This window comes from Streptosporangium lutulentum, from assembly GCF_030811455.1.
GTDB classification, from domain to species: Bacteria; Actinomycetota; Actinomycetes; order Streptosporangiales; family Streptosporangiaceae; genus Streptosporangium; species Streptosporangium lutulentum.
This window is the reverse complement of the sequence record NZ_JAUSQU010000001.1, coordinates 301,953-326,991: the sequence shown is the minus strand read 5'-3', so window position 1 is coordinate 326,991 and position 25,039 is coordinate 301,953. Positions and strand designations below refer to the sequence as shown.

19 protein-coding genes and 2 pseudogenes are annotated in these 25,039 nt (G+C 69.1%); 5 read left to right on the top strand and 16 right to left on the bottom strand.

Annotated features, from left to right (window positions below; translation table 11 throughout):
- Positions 1 to 146: 146 nt before the first annotated feature.
- Positions 147 to 539 (bottom strand): ankyrin repeat domain-containing protein, encoded by a 393-nt coding sequence (locus J2853_RS01355; RefSeq protein WP_307554069.1) that lies wholly within the window; start codon positions 537 to 539, stop codon positions 147 to 149.
- Positions 540 to 640: 101 nt separating this feature from the next.
- On the opposite strand from J2853_RS01355, the gene J2853_RS01350 reads away from it, so the two are divergent.
- Positions 641 to 1,549, top strand: a complete 909-nt coding sequence (locus J2853_RS01350; RefSeq protein ID WP_307554067.1) for a proteasome assembly chaperone family protein — start codon at positions 641 to 643, stop codon at positions 1,547 to 1,549.
- On the top strand, positions 1,542 to 2,582 hold the full coding sequence (locus J2853_RS01345) for a Gfo/Idh/MocA family protein (RefSeq protein WP_307554065.1): 1,041 nt from the start codon (positions 1,542 to 1,544) through the stop codon (positions 2,580 to 2,582). The genes J2853_RS01350 and J2853_RS01345 overlap by 8 nt, the downstream gene beginning before the upstream one ends.
- 56 nt (positions 2,583 to 2,638) lie before the next feature.
- Here the strand turns inward: J2853_RS01345 and J2853_RS01340 are convergent, their stop codons facing one another.
- The 11 genes and pseudogenes from J2853_RS01340 to J2853_RS01290 all read right to left on the bottom strand — a co-directional run bounded on the left by J2853_RS01340 (position 2,639) and on the right by J2853_RS01290 (position 16,765).
- Positions 2,639 to 3,760, bottom strand: coding sequence for an RNA-guided endonuclease InsQ/TnpB family protein (locus J2853_RS01340; RefSeq protein ID WP_307554063.1), 1,122 nt, complete (start codon positions 3,758 to 3,760; stop codon positions 2,639 to 2,641).
- 241 nt (positions 3,761 to 4,001) lie between these two features.
- Positions 4,002 to 5,621: a hypothetical protein gene (locus J2853_RS01335; protein WP_307554061.1), complete on the bottom strand. Its 1,620-nt coding sequence runs from the start codon at positions 5,619 to 5,621 to the stop codon at positions 4,002 to 4,004.
- A gap of 122 nt (positions 5,622 to 5,743) precedes the next feature.
- Positions 5,744 to 6,139 (bottom strand): annotated as a pseudogene (locus J2853_RS48105) (IS982 family transposase); the annotation flags it as partial.
- Between the two features lie 19 nt (positions 6,140 to 6,158).
- Positions 6,159 to 7,369 (bottom strand): IS3 family transposase gene (locus J2853_RS01325; protein WP_307568558.1). Its coding sequence is split into 2 segments (ribosomal slippage): positions 6,159 to 7,060 and positions 7,060 to 7,369, totalling 1,212 coding nucleotides; the frame shifts between segments, so codons are not numbered across the junction.
- Between the two features lie 80 nt (positions 7,370 to 7,449).
- Positions 7,450 to 7,974 (bottom strand): annotated as a pseudogene (locus J2853_RS01320) (transposase family protein); the annotation flags it as partial.
- A 160-nt stretch (positions 7,975 to 8,134) separates the two neighbouring features.
- Positions 8,135 to 8,932: a tyrosine-protein phosphatase gene (locus J2853_RS01315; protein ID WP_307554055.1), complete on the bottom strand. Its 798-nt coding sequence runs from the start codon at positions 8,930 to 8,932 to the stop codon at positions 8,135 to 8,137.
- A 139-nt stretch (positions 8,933 to 9,071) separates the two neighbouring features.
- Positions 9,072 to 11,615, bottom strand: a complete 2,544-nt coding sequence (locus J2853_RS01310) for a tetratricopeptide repeat protein (RefSeq protein ID WP_307554054.1) — start codon at positions 11,613 to 11,615, stop codon at positions 9,072 to 9,074.
- Positions 11,616 to 11,879: 264 nt separating this feature from the next.
- Positions 11,880 to 13,115: an IS701 family transposase gene (locus J2853_RS01305; protein WP_307554052.1), complete on the bottom strand. Its 1,236-nt coding sequence runs from the start codon at positions 13,113 to 13,115 to the stop codon at positions 11,880 to 11,882.
- Between the two features lie 74 nt (positions 13,116 to 13,189).
- A complete protein-coding gene (locus tag J2853_RS01300) occupies positions 13,190 to 13,729 on the bottom strand; it encodes a transposase (RefSeq protein WP_307568556.1) in 540 nt (179 codons plus the stop codon).
- A complete protein-coding gene (locus J2853_RS01295; RefSeq protein WP_307554050.1) occupies positions 13,717 to 14,325 on the bottom strand; it encodes a helix-turn-helix domain-containing protein in 609 nt (202 codons plus the stop codon). Before J2853_RS01295 ends, J2853_RS01300 begins: the two co-directional genes overlap by 13 nt.
- Before the next feature lie 328 nt (positions 14,326 to 14,653).
- Positions 14,654 to 16,765 carry a M6 family metalloprotease domain-containing protein gene (locus J2853_RS01290; protein ID WP_307554049.1) on the bottom strand — a complete coding sequence of 704 codons (2,112 nt, stop codon included), beginning with the start codon at positions 16,763 to 16,765 and terminating at the stop codon, positions 14,654 to 14,656.
- Between the two features lie 144 nt (positions 16,766 to 16,909).
- Here J2853_RS01290 and J2853_RS01285 point away from each other — a divergent pair, with 144 nt between their 5' ends.
- Positions 16,910 to 17,989, top strand: a complete 1,080-nt coding sequence (locus J2853_RS01285) for an amidohydrolase family protein (RefSeq protein WP_307554047.1) — start codon at positions 16,910 to 16,912, stop codon at positions 17,987 to 17,989.
- A 121-nt stretch (positions 17,990 to 18,110) separates the two neighbouring features.
- On the opposite strand, the gene J2853_RS01280 is transcribed toward J2853_RS01285, so the two are convergent.
- Entirely contained in the window at positions 18,111 to 18,686 is a 576-nt protein-coding gene (locus J2853_RS01280; RefSeq protein WP_307554045.1) for an NADPH-dependent FMN reductase, read from the bottom strand.
- A 216-nt stretch (positions 18,687 to 18,902) separates the two neighbouring features.
- The gene (locus tag J2853_RS01275) at positions 18,903 to 19,325 is read right to left on the bottom strand and encodes a MarR family winged helix-turn-helix transcriptional regulator (RefSeq protein ID WP_307554043.1); all 423 of its coding nucleotides are present in this window, start codon (positions 19,323 to 19,325) and stop codon (positions 18,903 to 18,905) included.
- A 117-nt stretch (positions 19,326 to 19,442) separates the two neighbouring features.
- Between J2853_RS01275 and J2853_RS01270 the strand changes: the two genes are divergently transcribed.
- Positions 19,443 to 21,317 carry an ABC transporter ATP-binding protein gene (locus J2853_RS01270; protein WP_307554041.1) on the top strand — a complete coding sequence of 625 codons (1,875 nt, stop codon included), beginning with the start codon at positions 19,443 to 19,445 and terminating at the stop codon, positions 21,315 to 21,317.
- Positions 21,318 to 21,403: 86 nt separating this feature from the next.
- On the opposite strand, the gene J2853_RS01265 is transcribed toward J2853_RS01270, so the two are convergent.
- Together J2853_RS01265 and J2853_RS01260 are read right to left on the bottom strand one after the other, a co-directional pair.
- Positions 21,404 to 22,123, bottom strand: coding sequence for a dienelactone hydrolase family protein (locus J2853_RS01265; RefSeq protein ID WP_307554039.1), 720 nt, complete (start codon positions 22,121 to 22,123; stop codon positions 21,404 to 21,406).
- Positions 22,124 to 22,210: 87 nt separating this feature from the next.
- Positions 22,211 to 24,223, bottom strand: coding sequence for an erythromycin esterase family protein (locus J2853_RS01260; RefSeq protein WP_307554037.1), 2,013 nt, complete (start codon positions 24,221 to 24,223; stop codon positions 22,211 to 22,213).
- Between the two features lie 260 nt (positions 24,224 to 24,483).
- Here J2853_RS01260 and J2853_RS01255 point away from each other — a divergent pair, with 260 nt between their 5' ends.
- On the top strand, positions 24,484 to 24,978 hold the full coding sequence (locus tag J2853_RS01255; protein WP_307554035.1) for an NUDIX domain-containing protein: 495 nt from the start codon (positions 24,484 to 24,486) through the stop codon (positions 24,976 to 24,978).
- Positions 24,979 to 25,039 lie beyond the last annotated feature (61 nt).

Below are 25,039 nucleotides of genomic sequence, written 5' to 3'. Positions count from 1 at the left end.
ACTTCGCTGGGAAAGGGACAGGGAAGCGGGGGGATGCGGAGAGGTAGGTCGAACCTACGCGTTGTAGTTCCCACTCCCCAAGGATGCCGGAAGCACTGATGAATTCCTATACGTCTTTAAATAATAGATTGGGTCGATTTTCGGACTTAATGTCCGAACCATTTCAGGTATTCGTCCTGGCCGAACATCCGGGCCGTGTCCGTCGCCGAAGGACTTCCCTCGTCAGGGTCCGCGCCGGCTTCGAGAAGCGCCCGGACCACTTCCGGCTCCTTCTTGAAGACCGCGCCCGAAAGCGGCGTCTGCCCGCGGTCGTTGGCCCTGCCCGCGTCGGCTCCGAGTTCGGCGAGCATCCGGACGGTCTCCGCGTGACCGTGGTAGGCGGCGAGCATCAACAGGGTGTCGCCCTTGTCGTTGCCGAGGTTCGCCGGGACCCCTGCCTCGATGTACGCGCGGAGCCGGTCGGTCTCCCCCGCCCTCGCCAGGTCGAACAGGCGGGTCGCGAACTCCTCAAGCTCCGGGTCAGGCTGCATGCGACCCATTGTGCCCCGATAGGGTGCCCTGTGATCGCCCCAGGTAGGCGGAATTCAACGGACGCCCCACGGGTTGATCTGAGAGACGACCGACGAAAGGCTGGAAAACGGTGTTCGACCCGACGGATCTCTACCGGCTCAGCGGAGACATCCCTGAGCTGACCGATCCGGTGCTGCTCTACCAATTCGACGGGTTCGTGGACGCGGGCGGTGCCGGACGGCTCGCCATCGGTCACCTGCTCGACGAGCTGGAGCACCGGGTCGTCGCGACGTTTGACGTGGATCGCCTGCTCGACTACCGGTCCCGGCGTCCGATCATGACCTTCGACACCGACCGGTGGGTGGATGTGGACACCCCCGACCTCGTCCTGCACCTCGCACACGACACCACGGGCACGCCGTTCCTGGTGCTGACCGGCCCCGAACCGGACCGCGAGTGGGAGCTGTTCACCGCCGCCCTCGGCGCGCTGGCCACCCGGCTGAACGTCAGCAAGCTGGTGACCGTCCACGGCATCCCGATGGCCGTCCCGCACACCCGCGCGCTGGGCATCACCGGTCACGCCAGCCGTCCCGAGCTCATCACCGGCCAGACGAGCTCCTTCGGCAGGGTCCAGGTGCCGGGCAGCGTGGCCTCGCTGATCGAGTTCCGGCTCGGCGCCAAGGGACACGACGTCATGGGCTACGCCGTGCACGTCCCGCACTATCTCGCCCAGGCCGAATACCCGGCGGCCGCGGTGACCGCCCTGGAGGCGATCACGAAGGGCACCGGGCTGGTGTTCCCGCTGGAGAGCCTGCGGGAGTCCTCCGACAAGACCAACATCGAGATCGCCGAGCAGATCCAGGCCTCCGAGGAGCTGTCCACCGCCATCACCGGCCTGGAGCAGCAGTACGACGCGTTCGCCGCCGGATCCGAGCGCGAGAGCCTGATGGCCGAGCCCTCGGAGATGCCCACCGGCGACGAGCTCGCGGCCCAGTTCGAGGCCTTTCTCGCCGAGCGTGACGAGCAGCGTGGTGACTGACCTCCGCGTCGGTCTCATCGGGTACGGCGCGGCGGGGGCGTTCTTCCACGCCCCGCTGATCACCGCGACCCCGGGGCTGCGGCTGTCCGCCGTGGTGACCGGAAATCCCGGGCGGGCGGCGGAGGTGCGCGAGAAGTACGGCGTGCCCGCGGTCGGCGACGCCTCCGAACTGTGGGACTCCAGCGACCTGATCGTGATCGCCTCTCCCAATCGCACCCACGTCCCGCTGGCCGCGGAGGCCCTGAAGGCGGGGCTGCCCGTCGTGGTCGACAAGCCGCTGGCGGCGACCGCGGAGGAGGCCCGCGGCCTGGTACGGCTGGCGCGCGATCGCGACCTGATGCTGACCGTGTTCCAGAACCGGCGCTGGGACGGCGACTTCCTGACGATCAGGCGGCTGCTCTCGGCCGGAGAGCTCGGCACGGTGACCCGGCTGGAGTCCCGCTTCGATCGCTGGCGCCCGACCCCCAAGGGGGGCTGGCGTGAGGTCGGCGGCGCCGACGAGGTCGGCGGCCTCCTCTACGACCTCGGCAGCCACCTGGTGGACCAGGCCCTGCGGCTGCTCGGCCCGGTCACCGAGGTCTACGCCGAGCTCGACGTCCGCCGTCCCGGGGTCACCGCCGACGACGACGCGTTCGTCGCGCTCACGCACGCGAGCGGAGCCCGCTCCCACCTGTGGGCCGGCGCGCTCACTCCCCGGCTCGGCCCGCGCTTCCGGGTGCTGGGCTCGCGGGCGGGTTACGTGAAGTACGGCCTGGACGTCCAGGAAGAGCGCCTGCGCGCCGGCCTCGGCCCCGACTCCCCCGGCTTCGGCGAGGAACCGCAGGACCGGTGGGGCACCCTCGGCACCGACGACGACAACCGCCCCGTCCCCACGGAGCCGGGCGCCTACCGCGAGTTCTACGGGGCCGTGACGGCGAGCCTGCGCGAGGGCGCCCCGCCTCCGGTCGACCCGGAGGAGGTCGTCGGGTGCCTCACCGTTCTGGAGGCCGCCCGCCGCTCGGCCACCGAGCGCCTGGTCGTCTCCCTGTCATGACCCCACGGCTAAGGTCGGGGGCTTGCAGCTCCTCGCCGCTCACTGGGTGTGAGGGTTCAGGCCGCGTGTGACTGCATGACCGCAGCCCAGCCCGCAACGCCGCGTGAGGCGATGTTGCGGGCTGCGTTGACGTCGGCGTGCTCAGCGAAGCCGCACGACGTACAGCAGAAGGTTTCCTGGTTCGGCCGGTTGCGCTTGTCGACGTGACCACACGCCGAGCACCCTTGCGAGGTGTAGGCCGGATCGACATAGACCACGGCGACACCGGCGCGCCGAGCCTTGTAGGCGAGGAACCGGCCGAGCTGGTGGAACGACCACGAATGCAGGGTGACCCGCTGGGGCTTACGGAGCCGTACCCGCTCACGGATGCCTTGGAGGTCTTCCAGGGCGATACCGCGTCCGGTGCGTGCAGCCTCGATCACGATGCTTTTGGAGATGACGTGGTTGATATCCCGGGCGAATCGGGACTCCTTACGCCTGCGGGCCTTCAGCAGGCGCTTGGCGGACTTGGTCTGCTTGGCCTGCAGCCGTCGGCGAAGTTCCCGGTTGCGGTGCCGGACCGCGTTGAGGTGCTTGCCCGAATGGCGCGTGCCGTCGTCGGTGGTGGCGATGTTCGCGATGCCCAGGTCCACGCCAAGGAACCCGTCGGGTTCGGCGACGTCGGTATCCGGGACGTCGCATGTGGCGACCAGCAGCCACATGCCGTCCCGGTGGATCAGGTCCGATTCACCCTTGCGGTAGGCGGCCAACGCGCGGGCCTGCTCATCGGAGCAACCGAACGCAAGGCCCTTCATCCGGCCACCGATGGTCCAGACGCTCACAGTGCGGGCCTCGACCTGCCAGGACAGGCACCGGTCGTCGAACGGCTGCGCCGCGTCCGGGCGGAACCCGATCGGCTTGGCAAGGGGCTTGCGGAGCCCCGCCTTCACCTGGGCCTTCACCGTCGTGTAGGCGTCGGAGACCTTCTTGATAACGTGCTGCGCGGGCTGGGCCGACAGACCCATGCCCTTCAGCTCACCATATGCGTGCACCCGCAGGTCGTAGTTGCGGAATACCTTGCTCTCCCACGCGGTGCGGGAGACCAGGTTGGCGGCTTCGTTGCACAGGCGCAGCGTTTCCGCCAGCGCCGCCTCCTGGGCGGACGTGGGGAACAGCCTGACCTGCACAACAAATTTCACACTGTGAAATTTATCCGATCCAGAGGTTACGTACGGTCCGTATGCCATTCCTTCCAGGACTACGGTACGGAGGCTCCTGGTGAACGTTCGCTGATACCTGCCGAGGTCCCCGGTCGAAGCCTCCCACGGAGTCACGACACCTCCGGCCGGATTCCTGCCGAGAACACCTCTGGCCCGGTTCTCTCCCCTAGGTCCTTGCTGAGTCCTTGCTGACGAGGACTTTGGTAGTTGAGCAGCGTTTTCAAGCCGCTGTGGGTAGGCGCACTTGAGCGAGCCGGTCGTCGAGGTGTCGTTCGATGGAGCGCATGGCGGCGGTGAGTTCGGGTGGGGTCTGAGGCTGTCCGGCGGCGAAGACGGGCCGCAGGACGCGGTCGTGGACCTTCGTGTAGAAGATCGCGAACTTCAGGCCGTCGGAGGTCAGGTCGTAGGTGTTGGAGTGCGCGCGTTTAGCGATGAGGCCGTTGCGGCGCAGCCGGGTGAGATCGTAGCTGGCGTGTGTCATCGAGTATGGCGTGCCGAGCAGTCCGGTCATCAGGGCGCGCAGGCTCCGGTTGGTGATGCCGGTGACGGCAAGCAGGGTGACGCATAGGGCGCCGGCCAGGGCCTGGACCCGAGGGTGGCCAAAAGACAGCGCTGAAGCCCTCCGCCCCGCCGCATCCACGGTGGAGCGCGCGATCCGCTCAAAGACTGGACTCGCAAGGACACAGCCCTGGCCGACACGTTCAGTTTCCAACAGGCGGCGGTTGCAGGCGCGCGCCTTGGTGGCAAGCTCATCAAGATTGTGCAGACGGCGCTGGCAGCCTAGATCTTTGGGAGCGTTGATGACGGTCTCGATCCGCAGGGCCCTGCCGTCTTTGAGGTACTGCTTGATCCGCGAATGCTTGTAGAAGGCGTTGACGGTGACCTCGACGCCGCGGGTGACGACCTTGGTGGCGAAGTCTCCGGCCGTGTTGGTGCGCACCTGCCGGTCGAAGATGATCTCCAGGGTGTCCGGGCGGCCCAGGTCGAGGTTGTCGACGATGAGGGCGTCGGTGAAGGCGCGGGCGTAGCGGGGCTGGGTGAACACGATGGTGCGGGAGGTCTCGATCTGCGCCATCGACAGCTCCCACCAATAGCCCGCGTCACGGTCGGCGCCGGTGAGCGGTAGCGGGATCCGCGCCAGCCAGCGCTGGAAGAACACCTCGATGGTGCCAGGGCCGAGCCGGTCGCAGATCTCCTGCAGCGCCTCGGGGTCATCGCAGGCGGCGAATCCGTTGGACAGTGCGGTGAAGCCGAGTCCGGCCTTGCGGCACTGGCGTTTGGCCCATTCGTGCCCGTTGACCCATACCTTGATCGGGTAGGGAAAGTACGCGCAGACCTTGATGAAGGCCGGGCCGAAGTCCTCATCCCACAGGTAGAAGTAGTAGACCGTGACACGCCGGTCGGTCTTATCGAAGGAGAACTGTGGGCATTTACCCGGGTCGGTGTCGCGTTGGCGGGCGGTGAAGACCCGCTGGAACTCCTGGGCCACCCCGACGGCCGCCACCTGAGAGCGCCCGGTGGCGGCCGCGCGGTCCAGATACGGGCGCATGACGTCGATGTTGCGATCGGCGCTTTTGAGCGTGATCAGTGGCTTGTCATTGGCGGTGACGTAGGACTGCACACCGCGGCGGAAGGCGTCTCCGATCTGTTTCATGCACGCCGGGGATGGAATGGGGAATCCGCGCTGCTGCAGGAAGTTGATGACCTGACCGCCGACCTGCAGATTGGCGATATAGCCGTGCAGGTAGATCCGATCCAGGCATTCGATGTCGAGCTTGACGTGCCCGTCCAGCAGGTCGTTGACCGTCACCGGGTTGTCTCTGATCAGACGCGATCCCATGGTCACCCCCCGAAATGACTCTCACTTACCAGGGTGAACCCGCCCGCACGGGTTCACCCGCGCAACCCCTCACCTCGGCGGTCCGAGGCGGAGCCTCACTGGATGATTGATTCCAAGGGGAATCAGTGGTCATAGGCGGTCAGTGAGCGCGGTACGGCCTGGCCGATGGTGTGGTTGTGCCAGATGGCCGTGGTCAGAGCGAGAAGGCGTTGCAGGATACGAACGATCACTCCCATAGGAGTACGGCCGCCATGCCGTTCCAGATCGAGCTGGCCTTTCAAGGTTTGGTTGACCGATTCGATCATCTGCCGCAGCGGCTTGAACAACGAAGCACCGGCCCGCGCGGGTTCGTCTTTGCGGGCCGGCCTCAAAAGGTGCACACCGTACTGGGCCAGTTGTTGCTCGAAGGCTCGGCCGTAGTAGTTCTTATCGGCGATGAGGGTCTGACCCGGCCGGTTACCGATCAGGACTGAGTCGGCGGCCAGCAGGTCGAGTAAGACCTCGAGGGCCTTGGCCCCAAAATGTGGACACCAGCTGTCATGCGGCGAGCAGGACCCTATCGGACCGCTGCTCGTAGGTGATCGGGCTGAGGTAGTTCAGGCTGGAGTGCCTCCTTCGGGTGTTGTAGCGAGTGATCCACTTGAAGACCTCCAGGCGAGCCTGGCGGGCCGAGGACCAGCGTTTGGCGCCCTGCAGCGTCTCGCGTTTGAGAGTGGCGTTGAACGCCTCGGCGGCAGCGTTGTCCGCGCTTGTCCCGACGGCGCCCATCGACTGGCGAACACCGAACTCCTTGCACACGGCGGCGAAGTCGGCGGAGGTGTATTGCGCCCCGTGATCGGAGTGAAAGACCGCCCCGGCCAGGTCACCACCCCGCGTAGCGGCGGCTGCCCGCAGCGCGTCGGTCACCAGCTCGGTGCGCATGTGATCGGCGATCGACCAACCAGCCAGGCGACGTGAATGCAGGTCCAGCACCGTCGCGAGATACAAGAACTGTCCCTCACCGACGGGCAGATAGGTGATGTCGCCCACGTACCGCTGGTTCGGCGCGGCCGCGGTGAAGTCCCGCTTGATCAGGTCGGGCATCTTCTGATGGGAGGGCTCGGGCACCGTGGTGCGGACCCTCTTACGCAGATGCAGCCCGACGATGCCGAAGACCCGCATGATCCGCGCCACCCGCTTGTGATTGACCCGCCGGCCCGCATCGCGCAGCTCGGCAGTCACCCGCGGGCTGCCGTAGGTGCCATCGAAGTCGGCGTGGATCTGCCTGATCTCCGCCGCGAGCGCAGCGTCGGCCGCCGTCCGCACCGCCCTCGCCGGTGTGGCGGCCACCCACCGATAGAACCCCGACCGGGAGACCTCCAGCACTCGGCACAGTCGCTTCACCCCGAAGGCGTCACGGTGATCGGCAACGAACTGGAAGCGACTCACCAGTTCGTCTCCCCGGCGAAATACTTGGCCGCCCGCCGCAAAATCTCGCGCTCCAGCTCCAGTTCCCGGATCCGGGCCCGCAACTGCTTGTTCTCCTCTTCCAGCACGTTGCCGGAGGTTACCAATCCCGTCGGCGGCCTCTTCACCGAGCCCGTCTTCGGAGCAGTGCCGGCAGACCGCGCCTGGTGCACCCACAGGCGCAACGTCTCACGGTTGACGCCCAGGTCCTTGGCCACCGACGCGTACGTCCGCGACGGGTCCGACAGATACAACGCGACGGCGTCTGTCTTGAACTCAACTGAGTAGGCCTTCATGGCCACGAGGAACTCCTTGGTCTCCAGATCTCTATGATCTGGCACTCAAGATGTCCACACCTCGGGGTGAAGGCCCCGAGGTCGACGGCTTTGGCGCCGGTCAGGGCGAAGGCGATGGGCAGGCCGTGCAGGGTGCACACCAGATGCAGCCGCAGGCCCCAAAAGTAGCGCGAGTGGCTGGCGCAGTAGCCGTACTCGGCCCGGCCTGCCAACGCCGAGCGCTTGGTGGTCTCTCGTGAGCGGCCGCATTCCACCGGGGTGGAGTCGATGACCCACACGTCATCGGACCACAACGCGGTGTCGGCGGCCGGCAGGCGGATGAGGTGGCGGATGAGCGGGGCACTGCGGCGCAGCCGCTTGTTGTAGCCGGGCTGCTTGGGCAGGTAGGGAAACAGCGGGCGTAGGTGGGCGTGGGCGTGGCGCAGCCAGCGGGCCTCGGAGGTGAAGCCGAGCAGGGCCTGCATCACCGCGAGGGTGACCAGTTCGGCATCGCTCAGCTTCGGAGACAAGCCGATCCTCGGGCGCCAGGGAAGCAGATCGGGCGAAGCCTTCAGCAGATCGTCCACCCGCACGTAGAGTGCGGTTGCGAGGGTGTCTATCTTGGTCGTCACAAACTGAGCGTGGACACCCTCGCCCTATCTCCGCAGCCACGTCTTCGTGCCGCTACCCCTTGGAATCAATCATCTAGGCCGGCCCGCCCAGATCCCTGGCCGTCTCTCCGAGACCCCGGGGGTCTGGGGGCCGCAGGGGGACCGGCGGCTCCCGGTTCGATCAGCCGCGCAGACGGGAGCGGACGGCCAGGGAGTCGGCCTCGGTCCAGCCGTGTGAGGTGAGCCACTCCATGGGACCGCCGAAGCGGTCGTCGAGGACCCGCAGGAACTGCTCGATGTATTCGGGGCGCGGCCGGTGGTCGTCGGCCGGGCGGGTGTCGAGGTCGTCGCGGTAGGTGGTGCTGGAGCGCAACCGCCCCAGGATGCCCTCCAGGCGTTCGCCTGTGGCGACGTAGTCGGCGACGATCGCCTCGCGGGTGGCCCCGGCGATCTCCAGCGTGAGGGCGCTGACCACTCCGGTGCGGTCCTTGCCCGCCGCGCAGTGGATGATCGCGGCGCCGTCATCACCGGACAGGGCGCGCAGGGCGGCCAGGATCGAGTCGGGGCGCTCACGGAGATAGCCGTAGTAGAAACCGGTGACCCTGAGCTCGGCGAGATCCTCCTCCTCCCGCTCCTGCCAGGGCAGCACCCTGTCGGCCTCGATCCTGTCGGCCTCGACGTCGGTGTGCCTGCCCCCCTCGGCGAACAGGGTGAGGTGGTGGATGTTCACCTCCGGCACGGCGGTGAGCGGCCCGGGCCCCTCAAGCATCACCTCGGGGGTGGAGCGCAGGTCGATGACATGGCGGAGCTGGAGATCGCCGACGAGCAGCTCGACGTCACGCTCGGTCAGTCCTTGCAGATTGTCCGACCGGTATATCCGGCCGAAGCGCGTCGTCCCGCCGTCCACCGTCGCGAGCCCGCCGAGGTCGCGCACATTGACGGCGCCTTCAAGATCAATCCATCGCGTCAAGTCGTTCATCGCTCACCAGCTTATACGTGGAAATATGAGCAAGCAGTTAACGATGGACGCCCGTTGCCAGAAATAGCGGTTCCCTTTCATCAGGCGCACAACTGTGCCGCATTAACCGTTATGCGAAGAAAGCGCCTTCCAGCCCGTTTCAGCCTTCCGCTCGGCGCAGGAGCTTCAGGGTTCGCTCCACCCCGGCCTGGTTGCCGAGGCTGCGGTAGATGTCATGGGCCTGCCGCAGGGAGGTGAGCGCCGCCTGCGGATCGCCCGCCTCCAGGTGCGTCTCCCCCAGATAGCGCAGGCACCTGGCCATCCACCAGCGGTCGCCCAGTTCCTCGAAGTGGCGTACGGCCTGCCGGAGCGACTCCTGCGCCTCACGCGTACGGCCCAGCCGCCCGTGGGCGCGTCCGGCCGACAGCTCGGCCCTGGCCACACCCCACGAGTCGCCGAGCGCGGCCAGCATCTCGGCGGCCCGGCGCACGTAGACGAGTTCGCTGAGCCCGTTGGCCGGATTGCCGACCTCCCCCGCCGCACGCAGGCACCTGGCCTCCTCCCAGAGCTCGCCGCGGAGCCGGAACATCTCCGCGGCTCGGTCCAGGCTGAAGCCGGCCCGCGTGAAGTCCTCCTCCGCGGCGCGGCTGTCGCCGTCGGCGTGCAGCACCCTGGCCGTCGCGCCGAGCACCTCCCCGTAGGCGCGCAGTGTCTGCGCCTCGGAGTAGCGGTTACGGTCGTCCTGGAACACCTCCAGCGCCTCCTCCAGCAACTCCCGCGCCTCCCTGGGCTTGTGCTGGGCGAGCCGGAGCTCGGCGAGGTTCCGCTGGGTCCTCGCCGCCCACCAACGGTCCTCCTCGCCCTTGAAACCGGCGATGGCGTCGATCAGGTAGTTCTGCCCGCGGTCGAGGTTGCCGTCGCTGAACAGGGTCATGCCGACCGTGCGCTTCGCCCGCGCCGCCCACCAGGATTCACCGAGGTCGGTGAAGATCTCCAGTGCCCGCTCGGAGTCCGCCGCGGCGGACCTGTGGCCGCCCTGCGCGCCCATCACCGCCGCCCGGTCCAGCAGCGCGATGCCCAGTGCCCTCCGGTCGTCCATGTGGACCGCGGCCTCGCACAGGGTGTGGGCGACCATTCGCCAGTCGGACCAGTAGGCCCTCAGGGAGTGGCAGAGCGAGCAGAAGGCCCGGCTCAGGCCCCAGGCCAGCTCCCACATCTCCAGGCTCCTGGCCTGGTTGATCGCGGCGACCAGGGTCAGCCGTTCGGCGTTGAGCCAGTCGGCCGCCGAGCTCTGGGCCTGCGTCGCGGACGTCGGGTCCGCGGGCCTGGCCCTGCGCCCCCAGTCCTGCGGCCAGCGTGCCACGGCCGCGGTCTCGGCGCGGCGGCGGTAGCCGGAGAAGACCCGCTCGACGGCCGCCCGGCGGTGGCCGTCCTCATCGTCGGAGAGGGCCAGCTCGTGGGCGAAGATCCGGACGAGGTCGTGCAACCGGTAGCGCATCACCCCGGAGAAGTCGACGCCCGAGCACTCGGCGAGCTGGGCGTCGATGAGCGCCTCCAGCTGGTCGGCGCCGTCCGGCTCGGAGGTGGCCAGCAGGTCCCCCGCCACCCAGCTGGGCACATCGGGGGCGCTGACCAGGCTGAGCAGGCGCAGCAGGCGGCGCTGGAGGCCGGTGCAGTCGTCGTAGCTCAGCTGGAGGGAGGCGCGTACGCTCTTCTCGAGTGTGGGTGCGAGCTCAAGGTGTTTGAGACGGCGGCGCTCGTCCTTCAGCCGGTCGGCGAGCTCGCGCAGGGTCCAGTGCTCCCGGGTGGCCAGGCGTCCGCCGCAGATGCTGAGGGCCAGCGGCAGGTGGTCGCACATCCGGACGATCTCCTGGGCCGACTCCAGGTCGGCGGCGACCCGGTCGTCTCCGGCCAGCCGCGCCAGCAGCTCCACGCCCTGCGCCTCGCTGAACACCGACAGCTTCTTGTCATAGGTGTTGAGCAGGTAGAGCGGCTGCCGCGAGCTCACCATGACCGCGCAACCGGGCTCGGCCGGGATCAGATCCTTGACCTGGTCGGCGTCGCGGGCGTTGTCCAGGCAGATCAGGATGCGCTTGCCCTTGGTCCAGGTCAACCAGAGCTTGCGCAGCTCGGCCGGGCCGCCGGGGTCGGTGGTGAGCCGCACGCCGAGCGCGCGCAGGAAGCCGATCAGCACCTCCTCGGGGCTGATCGGGGCCGCCACCGTGCCGCGCAGGTCGGCGTAGAGGCGGCCGTCGGGGAAGCTCCCGGCGATCTCGTGCCCGAACCGGGTGATGAGCACGGACTTGCCCACCCCGCCCCTGCCGCACACCGAGACGACCAGCGGCGAGGCGCTCTCCGCGCGGCTCCGGGAGCGGTGCTTGGCGAAGACCTCGCGCAGCTCGGCCAGCGACTCGGTGCGGCCGGTGAAGTGTGCGGAGACCGGCGGCCACTGGTCCGGCGGGCGCCACGGCGTCTCGTCGCCGCCGCCCTGCTCCGCGTCCCGCGTGCCGGCGGTCGCCCAGGTGAGCAGGCCGACCAGGAGTCCGGCCAGCACGGTGATGCCGACCTTGGCCCCGGTGGGCAGGTCCCAGACGTCCAGCGAGGTCGCCAGGACGCTGGCCACGGCCGCGGCGATCCCGGCCGCGGCGGGCGCCGCCAGCGGAATGCGCCGCCTCGACGGTCTGGAATCACGTCGATCAGGCACGTTCGACGGCCCGGCCATCCATCCACGCCCCTCGGACAAGACCACGGCACGTCCGCGGCCCCCGCCCCAGCCGACGCGTTCTCTCAAGATTCATTGAACCAGACGCCGGGCCGACGGCCTCGTATCTCCGCGGATGCCAACTAGTAGGGCTTGGTTAGGTGGGGACGGGCTGGGCGTGTCTGGGTAACGCTCGGCGGCAGGTGGGGCAGATTCCGGCCCAGCACGCCAGGAGTAGTTGCAACTCGGCGATGATCCGGTAGGTGCTCAAACCGCAGCCGGCACTTTTGGGTCGAGCCGCTCCAGGGTGCAGAAGGCGTGTGCGACCGAGGCCAGGGTCACGTGATGGTGCCAGCCACTCCAGGTGCGGCCCTCGAAGTGGTCCAGACCCAGGCCGGTCTTCAACTCCCGGTAGTCGTGTTCGATGCGCCAGCGGATTTTGGCCAGGCGCACCAGGCGCCGTAGCGGGATGTCTGCCGGGAGGGTGGACAGCCAGTATTTGGTCGGCTCGCTCTCACCAGGTGGCCATTCGGCCAGCAGCCAGCACACCGGCAGATCCTCGCCCATGTGCGCGCGGCGGATCCGTAGCCCCGCCGGCCGTACCCGCAGCGCGACAAACCGTGAGCGCAACGGCCCCTTGGACCCGGCCCGCCAGGTCACCGCGTGCAGCGCGCGCCGTCCGGCGGCGGTCACGATCTGCTGGGCTGAGCGCGGCTTGTCTCGATAACGCGGCACCGGCCGCCGCCCAGTCCCCGCATACGGCGCGACCGTCCGGCCGGCATCGATGCCCAGCAGCGCGGTATCGGAGCGCACCCCCACCACGTAGCCGATGCCACGCTCGGTCAAGCCCAGACGAAAGGCCCCGTCTTGGCCATAGCCCTCATCGGCGACCACCAGCGGCGCCTCCAGCCCCCAGCAACACAGCTCATCGATCATGTCCAAAGCCAGCTGCCACTTGGGCACATGAGTGATGTCCGCGGGGATCCGGGCCCGTTGCCTGCGCGCCGCCACCGCGGCCGAATCCTCCGTGCGCGGTGAGGCCGCATCCCACCCCTCGGGCACGAACAGCCGCCAGTTCACCGGACAGGACGCGACGTCGGTGACCAGGTGCACACTCGGGGCGACCTGGCAGTTAGCGGTCTTGCCCAGCGCCCCGCAGTACTGCGGGGCCACTCCCGGCGACTCCTCACCATCCTTGACAAAGGACACATCATCGACCACCCAGGCGGCCGGGTTGATCGCCGTGTCCATCCGCCAGGCCAGCTCGGCCAGCACCAGTTGATGTGACCAGGGGGCGTCGGTGAGAAACTGCTGCAGCCCCTGGCGGTCCACGCCCAGCCGGGCCGCCATCGGCTCCATCGATTTACGGGCCCCGTCGGTCAGCAGGCCGCGCACATATCGTTCGCCCCATCGCCGCTGATCAGCACGGGCGAAACAGGAGAACACCTCGGCGGCGAACGTCTCCAGTCGCGCCCGCACGGCCTCGAGTTCTTGAGGGGTCATCTTCCCTCACCCCCAACGCAGGTGACATACCGTCTCCTACCCGAGGTAACCAAGTCCTACTAGTGCAACGTTCCTCAAATGCTGTAGGTGAACTGACGGCGTAGGTGCCTGGGAGCTGGTGGTGGCCGTCCCCAGACCCAAGGTTTAGCCCGCTGGTTGAGCTGGGCGGTGGCGATGCGAGTGGCGTGGTCGATGTCCCTGCCGTCAGCGAAGGACACTCCGGCCAGCGCGTGGTGACGGAAGATCCGCCACCACGCCTCCTGCAGGTTGAGCCAGCAGGCGCCGACCGGGATGAACGCGTGCCGGATCCGCGGGTGATCGGCCAGCCAGGTCCGGGTGGCCAGACTGTCATGGCTGGAGAGGTTGTCGGCGATGACCCAGATATCGTTCTCGCCGGGATTGGCCTCCTCGACCTGCTGGAGAAACCGCTGGTAGAAGAAGCTGTTGCGAGACGAGGCGGTCATCGTGACCGCAGTACCGTCGGCAACACGAAGCGCGCCGTATACCCAGGTCTTGTCAGGGCCGCGAAAGTACTCCAGCGACGCTTTGATCCGGTGGCCGTCGGGTGACCAGGCGGGCGCGGGCGGGAACGTGCGCGGGGTTACCGGCCCCAGTTCGTCGGCGCAGACGACGACCGCGCCGGGCGGCGGGTCGGTGTACAGGCCGACGACCTGTGTTCTTTTGCGGCGAAGTCCGGGTCCTTGCTCATGGTCCAGGATCGGGTGCGGCGCCATCTCACCCCTTCCTTCAGCAGGATCCGGCGCACCTGGGAGCGGGCAATGTTGATGCCCTGCTCACGGGCGGCGGCGGTCAGGGCATCCAGGGTCCACACCGCTGGCCCCTCCTCATCGTCAGCCTCCAACTCCCCCCAGGGCCGCCAGCGCAACCGCCCCGGCGGCGTCGTCTTGACCAGCGCGATGATCCGCGATCGCTCGGCCTGAGTGATCCGCGGTCTACGGCCGGGCCCGGGCCGATCACCGAGCCCGTCGATGCCTTCGGCGTTGAACCGGCGCACCCGGCGGCGCACCGTCTCCGGGTGACAGCCCAGCCGGGCGGCGATCGCCGGGCCGCGCATCCCCTCCCAGCTCAACACGACGATCTGAGCACGTTGAATCCAGTCGGCAGGGGCATGTCGGGCACCGGCGAGCCTGCGGATCTGACGCTCTTCCTCGCCATCACGCGGTGTCCGGGCGTGCAGCAGTTTCGGCATGACAGCATCACCTCCCCACCATCCACGATGCCCCTGGTCAGGACCGCTGACCAGAGGCAAACGCAACATGCAATGAGGAACGTTGCACTAGTCGGTACGCGTATTTTTCATGAAGTGAACACCGGGAGTTATCCGGACGCTCTCCCGCGGAACGGGTACGGCCCGGCCGCGCACGACATCCCGCAGGACAGACGGCGGGGGTACGGCATTGCCGCGTACCCCCGCCGCCGTTCTACAGACCTTCTACAGACCTTCTACGGATCCTCCAGGGACCGGCCGCGTTCGCGGCCGTGCCCTTCTGCGGACTCCCGCGGACCTCCGCGGGCTGCTACAGACCGATCGCGTGGCAGGTCGCCTTGGCCGTCTTGGTCGGGTCGCTCTCCGAGGTGGCGGTCAGGGTGACCTTGCCGAGGAGGCTTCCGCCCTTCGCCCGCTGGGCGTTGACGGTGACCTTCGTGTTCTTGCCGGAGTCGGCGGTCACGAGCTCGTTGGGCAGCGAGGCCGTCCAGCCCTTGCCGTCGACGGTCGCCGACAGCCGGTAGACGTCACCCTTGAGGTAGGAACTCACGTCCTCGGGGTGCTGTCCCTTGGCCGGGGCGGCCTTGCCGGTGTTGAACAGCGGGAAGGTGCAGTTCGTCAGGCCCTTGGAGCCGGGGACGCCGACGGCCGGGAGCAGCTTCACGCCGCGCTTGTTCGGGCCGGCGCCGTCCAGGGAGCGGATCGCCACCGTGTAGGACAGGATGCCCTTGCGGTCACGCTTGACGTCGAGGACGTAGAAGTGAAGCCGGTTGGCCTCGTCCACGTACTCGAACTCCGATCCCGAGTTGGTGCCCGCGTGGAACAGGGCGTCCGCCAGCTGACGGTAGTCGCCGATCGTGATGGGCACGGCGGTGCCGTCCGGCAGGACGTAGTCGGTCATGCCGATGTCCTGCGGGTTGGCGTCGATCACCCATTCGAACGGTGCCCGGTCCTGGTCCTTGGTCTTGGCCAGGAGCACGCCGGAGTCGGGGGTGAAGGAGTCGGCGCCCATCCTGTCGACGACCTCGACGGTGTAGTTGTTGTAGCCGCCGCCGTCGCAGAGGGGATCGGTGTTCACGTTGCAGGCCGGGCTGCGGTCGCCGTCGCCGAAGGCGATGTTGACCCCGGACAGGCCCTTCGGTCCCGGCTGGTTCACCCGGGCGGTGATGTTGGCCACGACGAGACCCGACTCGGCCAGCGCCTCGCGGGACAGGCGCAGCACGTTGTTCTCGTCCACCATCTCAAGCTTGATCTTGTTGCGGAGCATGTGCTGGGCGCCCATGGATCCGCCACCGGTGGGCGGGATCGTCCAGCGGCTGTGCGGGCCGCCGGGTCCGTTGAAGCTGCCCCGGCTGAGCATCTCCCAGACGCCGGTGTAGGCCCGGCGGGCCGGCACCCCGTACGGGTTGTTGTAGTTGTCGCCGATGCCGAGGATGTGGCTGAGCTCGTGGGCGTAGACGCCCTGTCCGGAGCTCTCCGCCTGGGTGGACGAACCGCCTCCGGCGTTGGGCCAGATCGAGGAGGCCGAGGCCCAGGAGGTCCAGTCCACGTAGCGGGTCCTGGCCCAGTTGGTCAGGGCCGCGTCCGGCGGGCCGAAGTCGTCGGTCACCGCTTCCTTGGTCGGGAACTTCATCGGGCCGAATTCCTGCCAGGTGGCCGACTCGTCCTGACCGGCGCTCAGGTAGAAGACGAAGTCGAATCCGGCGGGGATCTCCGGGCCGACGGCGGCGTCCCACGCGGCCCGCCCGTCGGTCCTGATGTTCTTGTTGCAGGAGTCGCCGGCAGGGCAGGCGGTGCCGCTCTGGAACTCCATGGCGTACTCATGCGACTTGCCCGGCATCTGGTAGGGGCCGAAGGCGGTCAGGTCCACGCCGTAACGACCGCCGGAGTCCTCCATCCAGTACTCGTGGATGGTGTGGCCCCGGTTGAGCTCGTTCGGGGTGTTGAGGAAGTCCTTGTAGAACGTGGCGACCTGGTCCCGGGGGATGTCGTGGGCCTCGGCGCTGGGGTTCTTGAAGACGGTGGAACCCTTGGGCTGGGTGACCACGAACGGCTGGTTGGGGTAGTCGAGCAGGACCAGCGCGCCGCGGAAGGTGCGCTTGGAGCCCGCGACCTTGGGGTCGGCCCACTTCGTGCCGGGGGGCTTGATGTAGTCGGCCCACGTCATGTGGTCCGGGTTCTTCCAGTTCTGAGGGTCGATCGGGGTCGGACCGCTCGGCTGGGTGCGCAGCCTGGCGGCGTCGGGAGTGCCCTCGGCGGGGGCGTCCAACTGCCAGGGCTGCGTCTGGGGCCACTGGTTGAGACGCCAGGGCTGTTCGGGATCGGGAGCGGGAGCGGCGGACGCAGGTACGGAGGCGAAGCCGATCGGAAACAGCACCACGGCTGCGATCAGTGCTTTCAGCGACCTAGGGGGGCGAGTCACGGTAAGAGACGTTATAGATCAGTTTCATAGAGATCAACACCATATGTAAAGAAGCTGGGCTGTCTGAGCGTTTTCTCCGTGCCGCGTTTGAGATCGACGGGCTGATCGCCGTAATCTTGCCGGGGGACGAACCTAGGAGCGCCTATGCCGACGCGGGCCGACCAGACCATCGGCACGCGCGCGTCGGCAGCCGTCTCCATACACAGCGCCCCGCTGATCCTCCCGGTCTGCGCCCCACCGGTCGAGGACGGCTCCGTCCTCGTCAGAGGCGACCGGGTGCTCAGGGTCGGGCCTCGCGCGGAGATCGAGGCCGCCTATTCCGACCTCACCCCGGTCCGCTGGCCGGGCATGATCGTGCCCGGCCTGATCGACGCGCATCTCCGGCTCGGCCGGACCGCTCTCGCCCCGGCCGTCGTCCACGGCGTCACCGCGGTCGGGGGCGTGGCCGGCGACCTGGAGGCCGCGTCCGCGCTCGGTGAGGCCGGACTCGGGGGCGTGACCTATCTCGAGACCCGCTGCGAGGACGAGACGCGGTGGGAGGAAGACGGGCGCGACCGGCTGATCACCGCGATCCGCGAGGTGGACCACCCGGGGATCATCGGAATCGCCGCGCACTCCCCCGATCCCGTGGTCATGGAGGATCTGGCCATCCTGTCCCGGACGTTCGGGCTCCGGCTCCACGTCGAGCTGGGCCGCCATCCGGCCGGGTTCCTGGACGAGGTGGGAGCCCTCGGACCCGGTTGCCACGTGGCGACCTCCGGACCGCTGGACGAGGCCGATCGCAAGCTTCTCCGGATCCGCGGCACGGCGGTGGCGATCTCGTCGCCGTTCGCCGCCGACGGCCTGCTGGACGGCGCGAACATCATCGCCATCGGGACCCACACCGGCGGCGACCCGCTGGCCGCGGCCCGCGTGCTCGCCCGGGATCCCGGTCTCGACCGCGAACCCGGCCCCGACCGCGGTCTCGACCGGCTTCTGGTCGAGGCGGTGACGCTGGGCGGGGCGCGGGCGCTGGGCCTGGCCGAGGGCCCCGGCCGCCTGGGGTGCCTGGGGCCGGGCAGCCGAGCCGATTTTGCCGTCTTCGCCGTGAAGGCCGACGAGCGGACCGCCTACTCCGCCCTTCTCCATGAGGGGCCGGGCCGATGCGTGGCCACGATCGTCGGCGGCCGGCCCCACTGGCGCCCCGACGAGACCCAGGACGTCGAGACGAGACGTCCGGCGTGACCCGGGGCGGGCACCCCGTACGCCGGACCGCCGCCGGGAGGCGAGGCGGTCACCGGGAGCGGGCCGCGCCGATCAGGCGGCGCCGGTGAGCTGGGCCGGTGACACGCGGAGATCCGTCCGGTCAGGCGGCGCCGGTGTCGCGTAGCGGCTTCAGCGCGCCGGCCCAGCGCAGCAGCTCGTCCAGCATCGCGGTGGCGGCGTTCTCCACGGGCTCGTCGGCCTGGATCTCACCGTCGTCGTTGAGGAACCGCATGACGGACGGAATGGGCACGCCCGCGTACACGGGCACCATCTTCAGCGCGTTGAGCACCGGCTTGATCATCTGAGCGGCGCGCAGGCCGCCCGAGACGCCGCCGTAGCTGACCAGCCCCACGGGCTTGTACGCCCACTCGCTGTGCAGGTAGTCCAGGGCGTTCTTCAGCGGAGCGGTGAATCCGTGGTTGTACTCGGGCATCACGATGACGAACGCGTCGGCGGCGTCGACCGTGGCGCTCCAGTCCTTGGTGTGCCGGTGCTCGTAGCGGCGCAACCGGGGGTGGTTGGGCTCGTTCATGAGCGGCAGGTTCAACTCGGCCAGATCGACCATGTTGACCTCGAAACCGCCGTGCTTGACCGCCTGGTCGATGAACCACCGGGCGACGGGCAGGCCGATCCTGCCGGGGCGGGTACTGGCGACGATGACATGCAGCGTGGGCATGAGGACGGGCGCTCCTTGGCGTGTGATGCCGAACGGCAGACGGGACAGGGGATCGGGGGGAATGGGGGTTCGAGCGGAGCGCGGACGAGCGCGCTCACCCACCGGTGGGCTGCCGAGGGTGACCCGAAAGGCACCCTCCGTCAGACACACCATCCCTTTTCGATGCCGTCATTAACACCGAAAAGCCGCAAAAGCATACCCTCGCGGCGCGAACCACTACCCGGGCTGGCGATCCACCACGCTCAGCAGCTCTTTGAGCTGATCCTGCTGCTCGGGGGTGAGTACGGAGAACAACTCCCCCGCCGCTCGCCTCCGGGCCTCGCGCACCCGTTCGTACCGTGCGCGGCCCTCGGAGGTCGCCACCAGCAGGGTGGAACGACGGCTCGCCGGGTCGATCTCGCGGCGAACCAGGCCGGCCTCCTCCAGGGCGTCCACCACAGAGGTCACCGAACGCGGCACGATCTTCAGCCTCTCCGCGAGCTGCACCATCTTGAGCGGCGACTCGGAGCCGACGATCACTCTCAGCGCCCGAGCCTGGCCGGGACTCATCCCGAGCGGTCCGAGCTGCTCGCCGTACCCTCGCCGCAGTCGATGGCCGACGCCGTGCACGAGCTCGGCCAGTTCCGTCTCCACGGACATGAACGTATCTCATTGTTCATGGGAATGATTATGAGTAAGACTCTGTTTGAGTAAACCTCAGAGAGGAGTTTCATGGCCGTACGAACCCAAGGGGCCGGTCCGCACGAAGGAACGCACATGAACCGCGACCCCCTCGTGAACGACGAACCCCGCGTACCCCTGCGACGCATCGTCGCCCTGTTCCGCCCCTATCGCGGCCGGCTGGCCCTGGTCGGCGTTCTCATCGGGCTGTCCTCGCTCGTCTCGCTGGCCTCGCCGTTCATGCTTCGCGAGGTGCTCGACGAGGCCATCCCCCACGGCAGGACCGGCCTGCTGACGCTGCTGGCGCTGGGCATGATCGCGGTCGCCGTCGCCACCAGCGTGCTCGACGTCCTCCAGACGCTGATCTCCACGGGGGTCGGCCAGCGCGTCATGCACGACCTGCGCACCGGCGTCTACGGCCACCTGCAGCGCATGTCCCTGGCCTTCTTCACCCGCACCCGCACCGGCGAGGTGCAGTCGCGCATCGCCAACGACATCGGCGGCATGCAGTCGGTGGTCACCGCCACGGCCGCCTCGATCGTCTCCAACCTGACCACCGTCATCGCGACGATCATCGCGATGCTCGTGCTGAACTGGCGGCTGACCGTCGTGTCGCTGCTGCTGCTCCCCGTCTTCGTCGGGATCAGCCGCAGGGTGGGCCAGGAACGCAGGAAGATCACTTCTGAGCGGCAGCGGAAGCTGGCCGCCATGTCGTCGATGGTCCAGGAGTCGCTGTCGATCAGTGGCATCCTGCTGGGCCGGACGATGGGCCGCAGCCCCGAGCTCACCCGGCGGTTCGCCACGGCCTCCGACGAGCTGGCCGACCTGGGGGTCCGCTCAAGCATGGCCGGACGCTGGCGGCAGTCGACCATCCAGATCATCATGGCGGCCATGCCCGCGATGATCTACTGGGCCACCGGGCTGACCTCGGCCATCTCCATCGGCACCGTCGTCGCCTTCACCACGCTCCAGACGAACCTGTTCCGGCCCACGGTGTCGCTGCTGCGGCTCGGCGTCGACGTGCAGAGCTCCCTGTCCCTGTTCGGCCGGATCTTCGAGTATCTCGACCTGCCCGTGGACATCCACCCCGGCACCAGGACGCTGACGAACGTGCGCGGCGAGATCCGCTTCGAGCACGTGGACTTCTCCTATGCCTCCGCCTCCCCCGGGCCCTCCGCCTCCCGCGGGTCCGCCGGCGAGCCCGCCGTGCCCGGCCCCTCCGGCGACGACGCCGGGCACGGGGAACCCGGCGGGGAGCCCGGTGTTGAGCCCGATGGGCCCTCGACGCTGTCGGACGTGAACCTCACCGTTCCCGCGGGCACGACCCTGGCCGTGGTCGGCGAGACCGGGTCGGGGAAGACCACGCTGAGCTACCTTCTCCCCCGGCTCTACGACGTGACCGGCGGCCGGGTCACCGTCGACGGCGTGGACGTGCGTGAGCTGACCTTCGAGACGCTGGCCGAGACGGTCGGCGTGGTCTCCCAGGAGACCTACCTGTTCCACTCCTCGATCGCCGACAACCTCCGCTTCGCCAAGCCGTCCGCGACCGACGAGGAGATGGTCGAGGCCGCGCGGGCGGCGCGAATCCATGATCACATCATGTCGCTGCCCGAGGGCTACGACACCATGGTCGGCGAGCGCGGCTACCGGTTCTCCGGCGGCGAGAAGCAGCGCCTGGCCATCGCCCGGACGCTGCTGCGCAACCCGCCCGTGCTGATCCTCGACGAGGCCACCAGCTCTCTGGACACCCAGACGGAGCGGGCCGTCCAGGAGGCGCTGGACGCCCTGTCGCGCGGCCGTACCACCATCACGATCGCCCACCGCCTGTCCACGGTCATCGACGCCGACCAGATCGTGGTCCTGGCCCACGGCCGCATCGTCGAGCGCGGAACCCACGCCGAACTTCTCACCGCCGACGGCCCCTACTCCGCCCTCGTCAGCCGCGACCAGCCCCTGACCGTCGCCGTCTGATCCGATGCCCCACCCCGCCGGCCCGGCCCGGGGGCTCGGCTCCCGGCGGGCAGATCACGCACGACCGGTCAAAGCGCCGGTTCGGGTCACCTCTTTCGAGGGCCCGGTCCGGGGCTTTCAGCAGCGTCTCCCTCTCCGCCCGGCGTCTGCGGCAGATGGCGGAGAAACCACTCCCGGGCCAGGTGAGCCACCCGCTCCAGCGTCCCGGGCTCCTCGAAGAGGTGTGACGCACCGGGGACGACCTCCAGGAGCGTCTCATCGCGCAACTCCCTCATCGCCTCACGGTTGAGCTCGAGAACGGCGGGATCGCGCTCTCCGACGATCAGCAGCGTGGGCTGGTGAACCGATCGGAGCGCCGCACCGGCGAGGTCCGGCCGCCCTCCACGGGAGACGATCGCCTTCACCGGGGCGGGACGGGCCGCGGCGGCGACGAGCGCGGCCGCCGCGCCCGTGCTGGCGCCGAAGAGCCCGACGCGAAGACCCGCGGTGGGTCTGTGCTCCCCCAGCCAGTCGGTCAGGGCCGCCAGCCGTACGGCGAGCCTGCCGATGTCGAAACGGAACTCGCCCGTCTGGACGTCGACCCGTTCCTCCGCCGGTGTGAGCAGGTCGGCGAGGATCGTGGCGAGGCCCGCCCTCTGGAGCTCACCCGCCACGTACCGATTGCGCGGGCTGTGGCGGCTGCTGCCGCTGCCGTGCGCGAAGAGCACCATTCCCCGCGCCGGCCGTGGCACCACGACATCGGCCTCCAGCACGACGTCCATGGCTGGAATCTCCAGGCGCTCCAGGTTCATCCGGACGGCGTTCACGGCGTTCCCCCTTCGGGCGGGAAAGGGCTGCTCTCTCCGGGGAGGGGAGGGGCGGGCCACCCCTCTCCTCTCGGGACGGCCCGGCGGTCACAGCCCGATCGGGTAGGTATCGGGGATCTCTCCCTCCGTCCATCCGGCCGTTCGCTCCAGCGGCTCGACCGCCCTCGTCTCGTCGATGTGGATCACCGCGTCGAACTGTTCCGCCACACGCGCGTGGAGATAGTGGCTCCGCCGTTCGGTCCGCGGGCGGTAGACGACGCCGATCGCCCGTTCCAGCCGCGGTGGGCGCAGCGCTTCGAAGGCCCGGGGCGCGACGCCGAACGACAGGAGGAACTCCTTCTTCCCCGCCTCGTGGAGCAACGCCTCGGCCGATCCGGGAAGCGCCGGCAGCACCCGCTTGCGCTCGGCCGGGCCGCCCCAGTCGTCGGCCGCCGTCACGGTGCCGGTGTAGGTGGTGAACCCGATGAGACGGCACTGGCCGGGGTACCGCTCGCGCACCAGCCGGCCGAGGCTGAGCTCACCGCGAGCGGCGGCCTCCGTCACCTGGGCGTCGCCGACATGCGTGTTGTGCGCCCACACGACGATCCTCGACGGCCTGGCCCGCCGGCGGGCCAGATGTTCGGCGAGGGAGTCCAGGGTGCAGGCCATGTGGCGGACGCGCAGGTTCCAGGAGGAGGCCTTCTCGCTGAACATCATGCGGTAGTACGCCTCGGCGGCCTTCACGGCGCGTGCGCTCTGCTCGGCGTGGAAGAGCTCGTCCTGGGCGAGGATCCCGTCCCGCCGGATGTACTCCAGCGCGTGACGCCGCAGGTCGGCCAGTTGCTCGACCGCCTGCCGCTCGCACGGCTCGCCGGCTCCGAACGCGGCGGCGAAGCCGTACGACCGGCCGTCGCCGCCGGTGTGGTGATCGAAGCAGGCGTAGCGCTCCCGGGCGCGGGCCGCGGCCCGCGGGTCGACCCGTTCGAGGAAGGCGACGACCTCCTGGGCGGACCGGTACAGGCCGTAGAGGTCCAGCCCGTGGAAACCCACCTTGGCCCGCTCGTCCCTGCCGGCCCGGTCGTTGTGCTCACGCAGCCATCCGGCGAAGTCCGCCACCACCGTGTTGCGCCACATCCAGGCCGGGAAACGATCGAAGCCGCGCAGCGCCTCCTCGGCGGTCGCGTCCCCGCCGCGCCCGTGGACGTACCGGTTCACCCTGTAGGCGTCGGCCCAGTCGGCCTCCACCGCCACCGCGCAGAAGCCCAGTTCCTCGATGAGCCGCCGCGTCATGCGCGCGCGGGCCTCGTAAAATTCATGGGTGCCGTGCGAGGCCTCCCCGATCAGCACGAAACGCGCGTCGCCGACCAGCTCGAAGAGGTCCGCCTCGCGCGGCATGCCCTCCTCGGTGGGGAGGGCCTCCGAGCGGATGTCCGCCGCCTCCGCGAGGTCCCGCGAGCCCGCTCCGGCCGACCGTGATCTCGACACGGCGCGCAGGAGGTCGCGCACCTCCTCGTCGGTCGTCTGGGCGAAGTCCCCGTAGGACCGTCCGACCGCCAGAAAGGGTGACGGGGTGCTGGCGCAGACCAGCTCGTCGCCCATGGCACCGATCTCGCGGCAGGTCGACTCGGGCGCGGCGGGGACCGCGACGACGATCTTGGCCGGACGGTGGCGGCGGAGGGCCTCGACGGCGGCGCGCATGCTCGCGCCCGTCGCCAGCCCGTCGTCCACCACGATGACGGTCTTTCCGGTGAAGTCCGGTTGGGGGCGTCCTTCGCGGTAGGTCTTCTCCCGTCTGAGAAGTTCGCGGCCCTCACGCTCGGCCGTCTGCTGGACGACCTCCGGCGAGATCCCCATCCCCTGGATGACGTCCTCGTTGAGCACGAGGACCCCGCCGCCGGCGATCGCCCCCATCGCCAGTTCCTCCCTGCCGGGGACGCCCAGCTTGCGCACGAGGAAGACGTCGAGCGGGGCGTCGAGGGCCATGGCGATCTCGTACGCCACCGGCACACCGCCCCGGGGCAGTCCCACGACGATGACGTCCGGCGTGTCCCGGTGGTTCGCCAGGAGTCCCGCGAGGACGCGACCGGCGTCCTGCCGGTCCTGAAACAGGCGGTCTGACATGGACGCCACCCCCGATCGGCGTAGTCGACCCTCCCCCAGTGCCCATGCCCAAACGACGGCCGCTGATTTTGAGCGTCACGGACGAATTCCGAGTTTTACCCGGAACGGACCCCGCCTTTACCGACGCGGGCCGGAGCGCCGCGCGACACGGGGAACCGGCCGTCCGCGGGCGCGAAGCGACATGGGGCGCCGGCCGTCCGCGGGCGCGGAGTGAGGCCAGGTCACGGGGCGGCGCCGATCCCTCGGGTAACGTGACCCGAATGAGCACGCCCTATCTTGAACCCACCGAGTGGTATGCCGGTCTGCCCAGCGTGTTCACCTCGGCCTGCCTGCTGCTCACCGACGCCAGGGACCACGTCCTGCTGGTCAAGCCGAACTATCGGCCGGGCTGGGGCTTCCCCGGTGGGATCACCGAGGCGGGTGAGGCGCCCCACGACTGCGCCATGCGCGAGGCCGCCGAGGAGCTCGGCGTCTCGGTCAGGGCGGAGGACCTCCTCGTGGTCCACTGGCTGCCCCCGTCGGGGGAACGCCCCCGCTCAATGATCAACTTTATGTTCGACGGCGGCGTCCTGAGCGATCCGGGCCGCATCCGGCTGCAGGTCGAAGAGCTCGACGATGCGGCGTTCTTCCCCTGGGACACCGCCGCCACCCTGCTTCCGGCGAACATCGCGGCACGCCTGCCCGCGGCACATCGCGCCCGCGGGAGCCGGTGTCCCGTGTATCTGCCCGGCGAGCCCGAGGCGGCCGGCGGCTGAGAGACCCCCTCCCCGTCGTTCGCGGCCGTTCGCCTCCCGGACCGGCCAGGCGTCCGCGGGG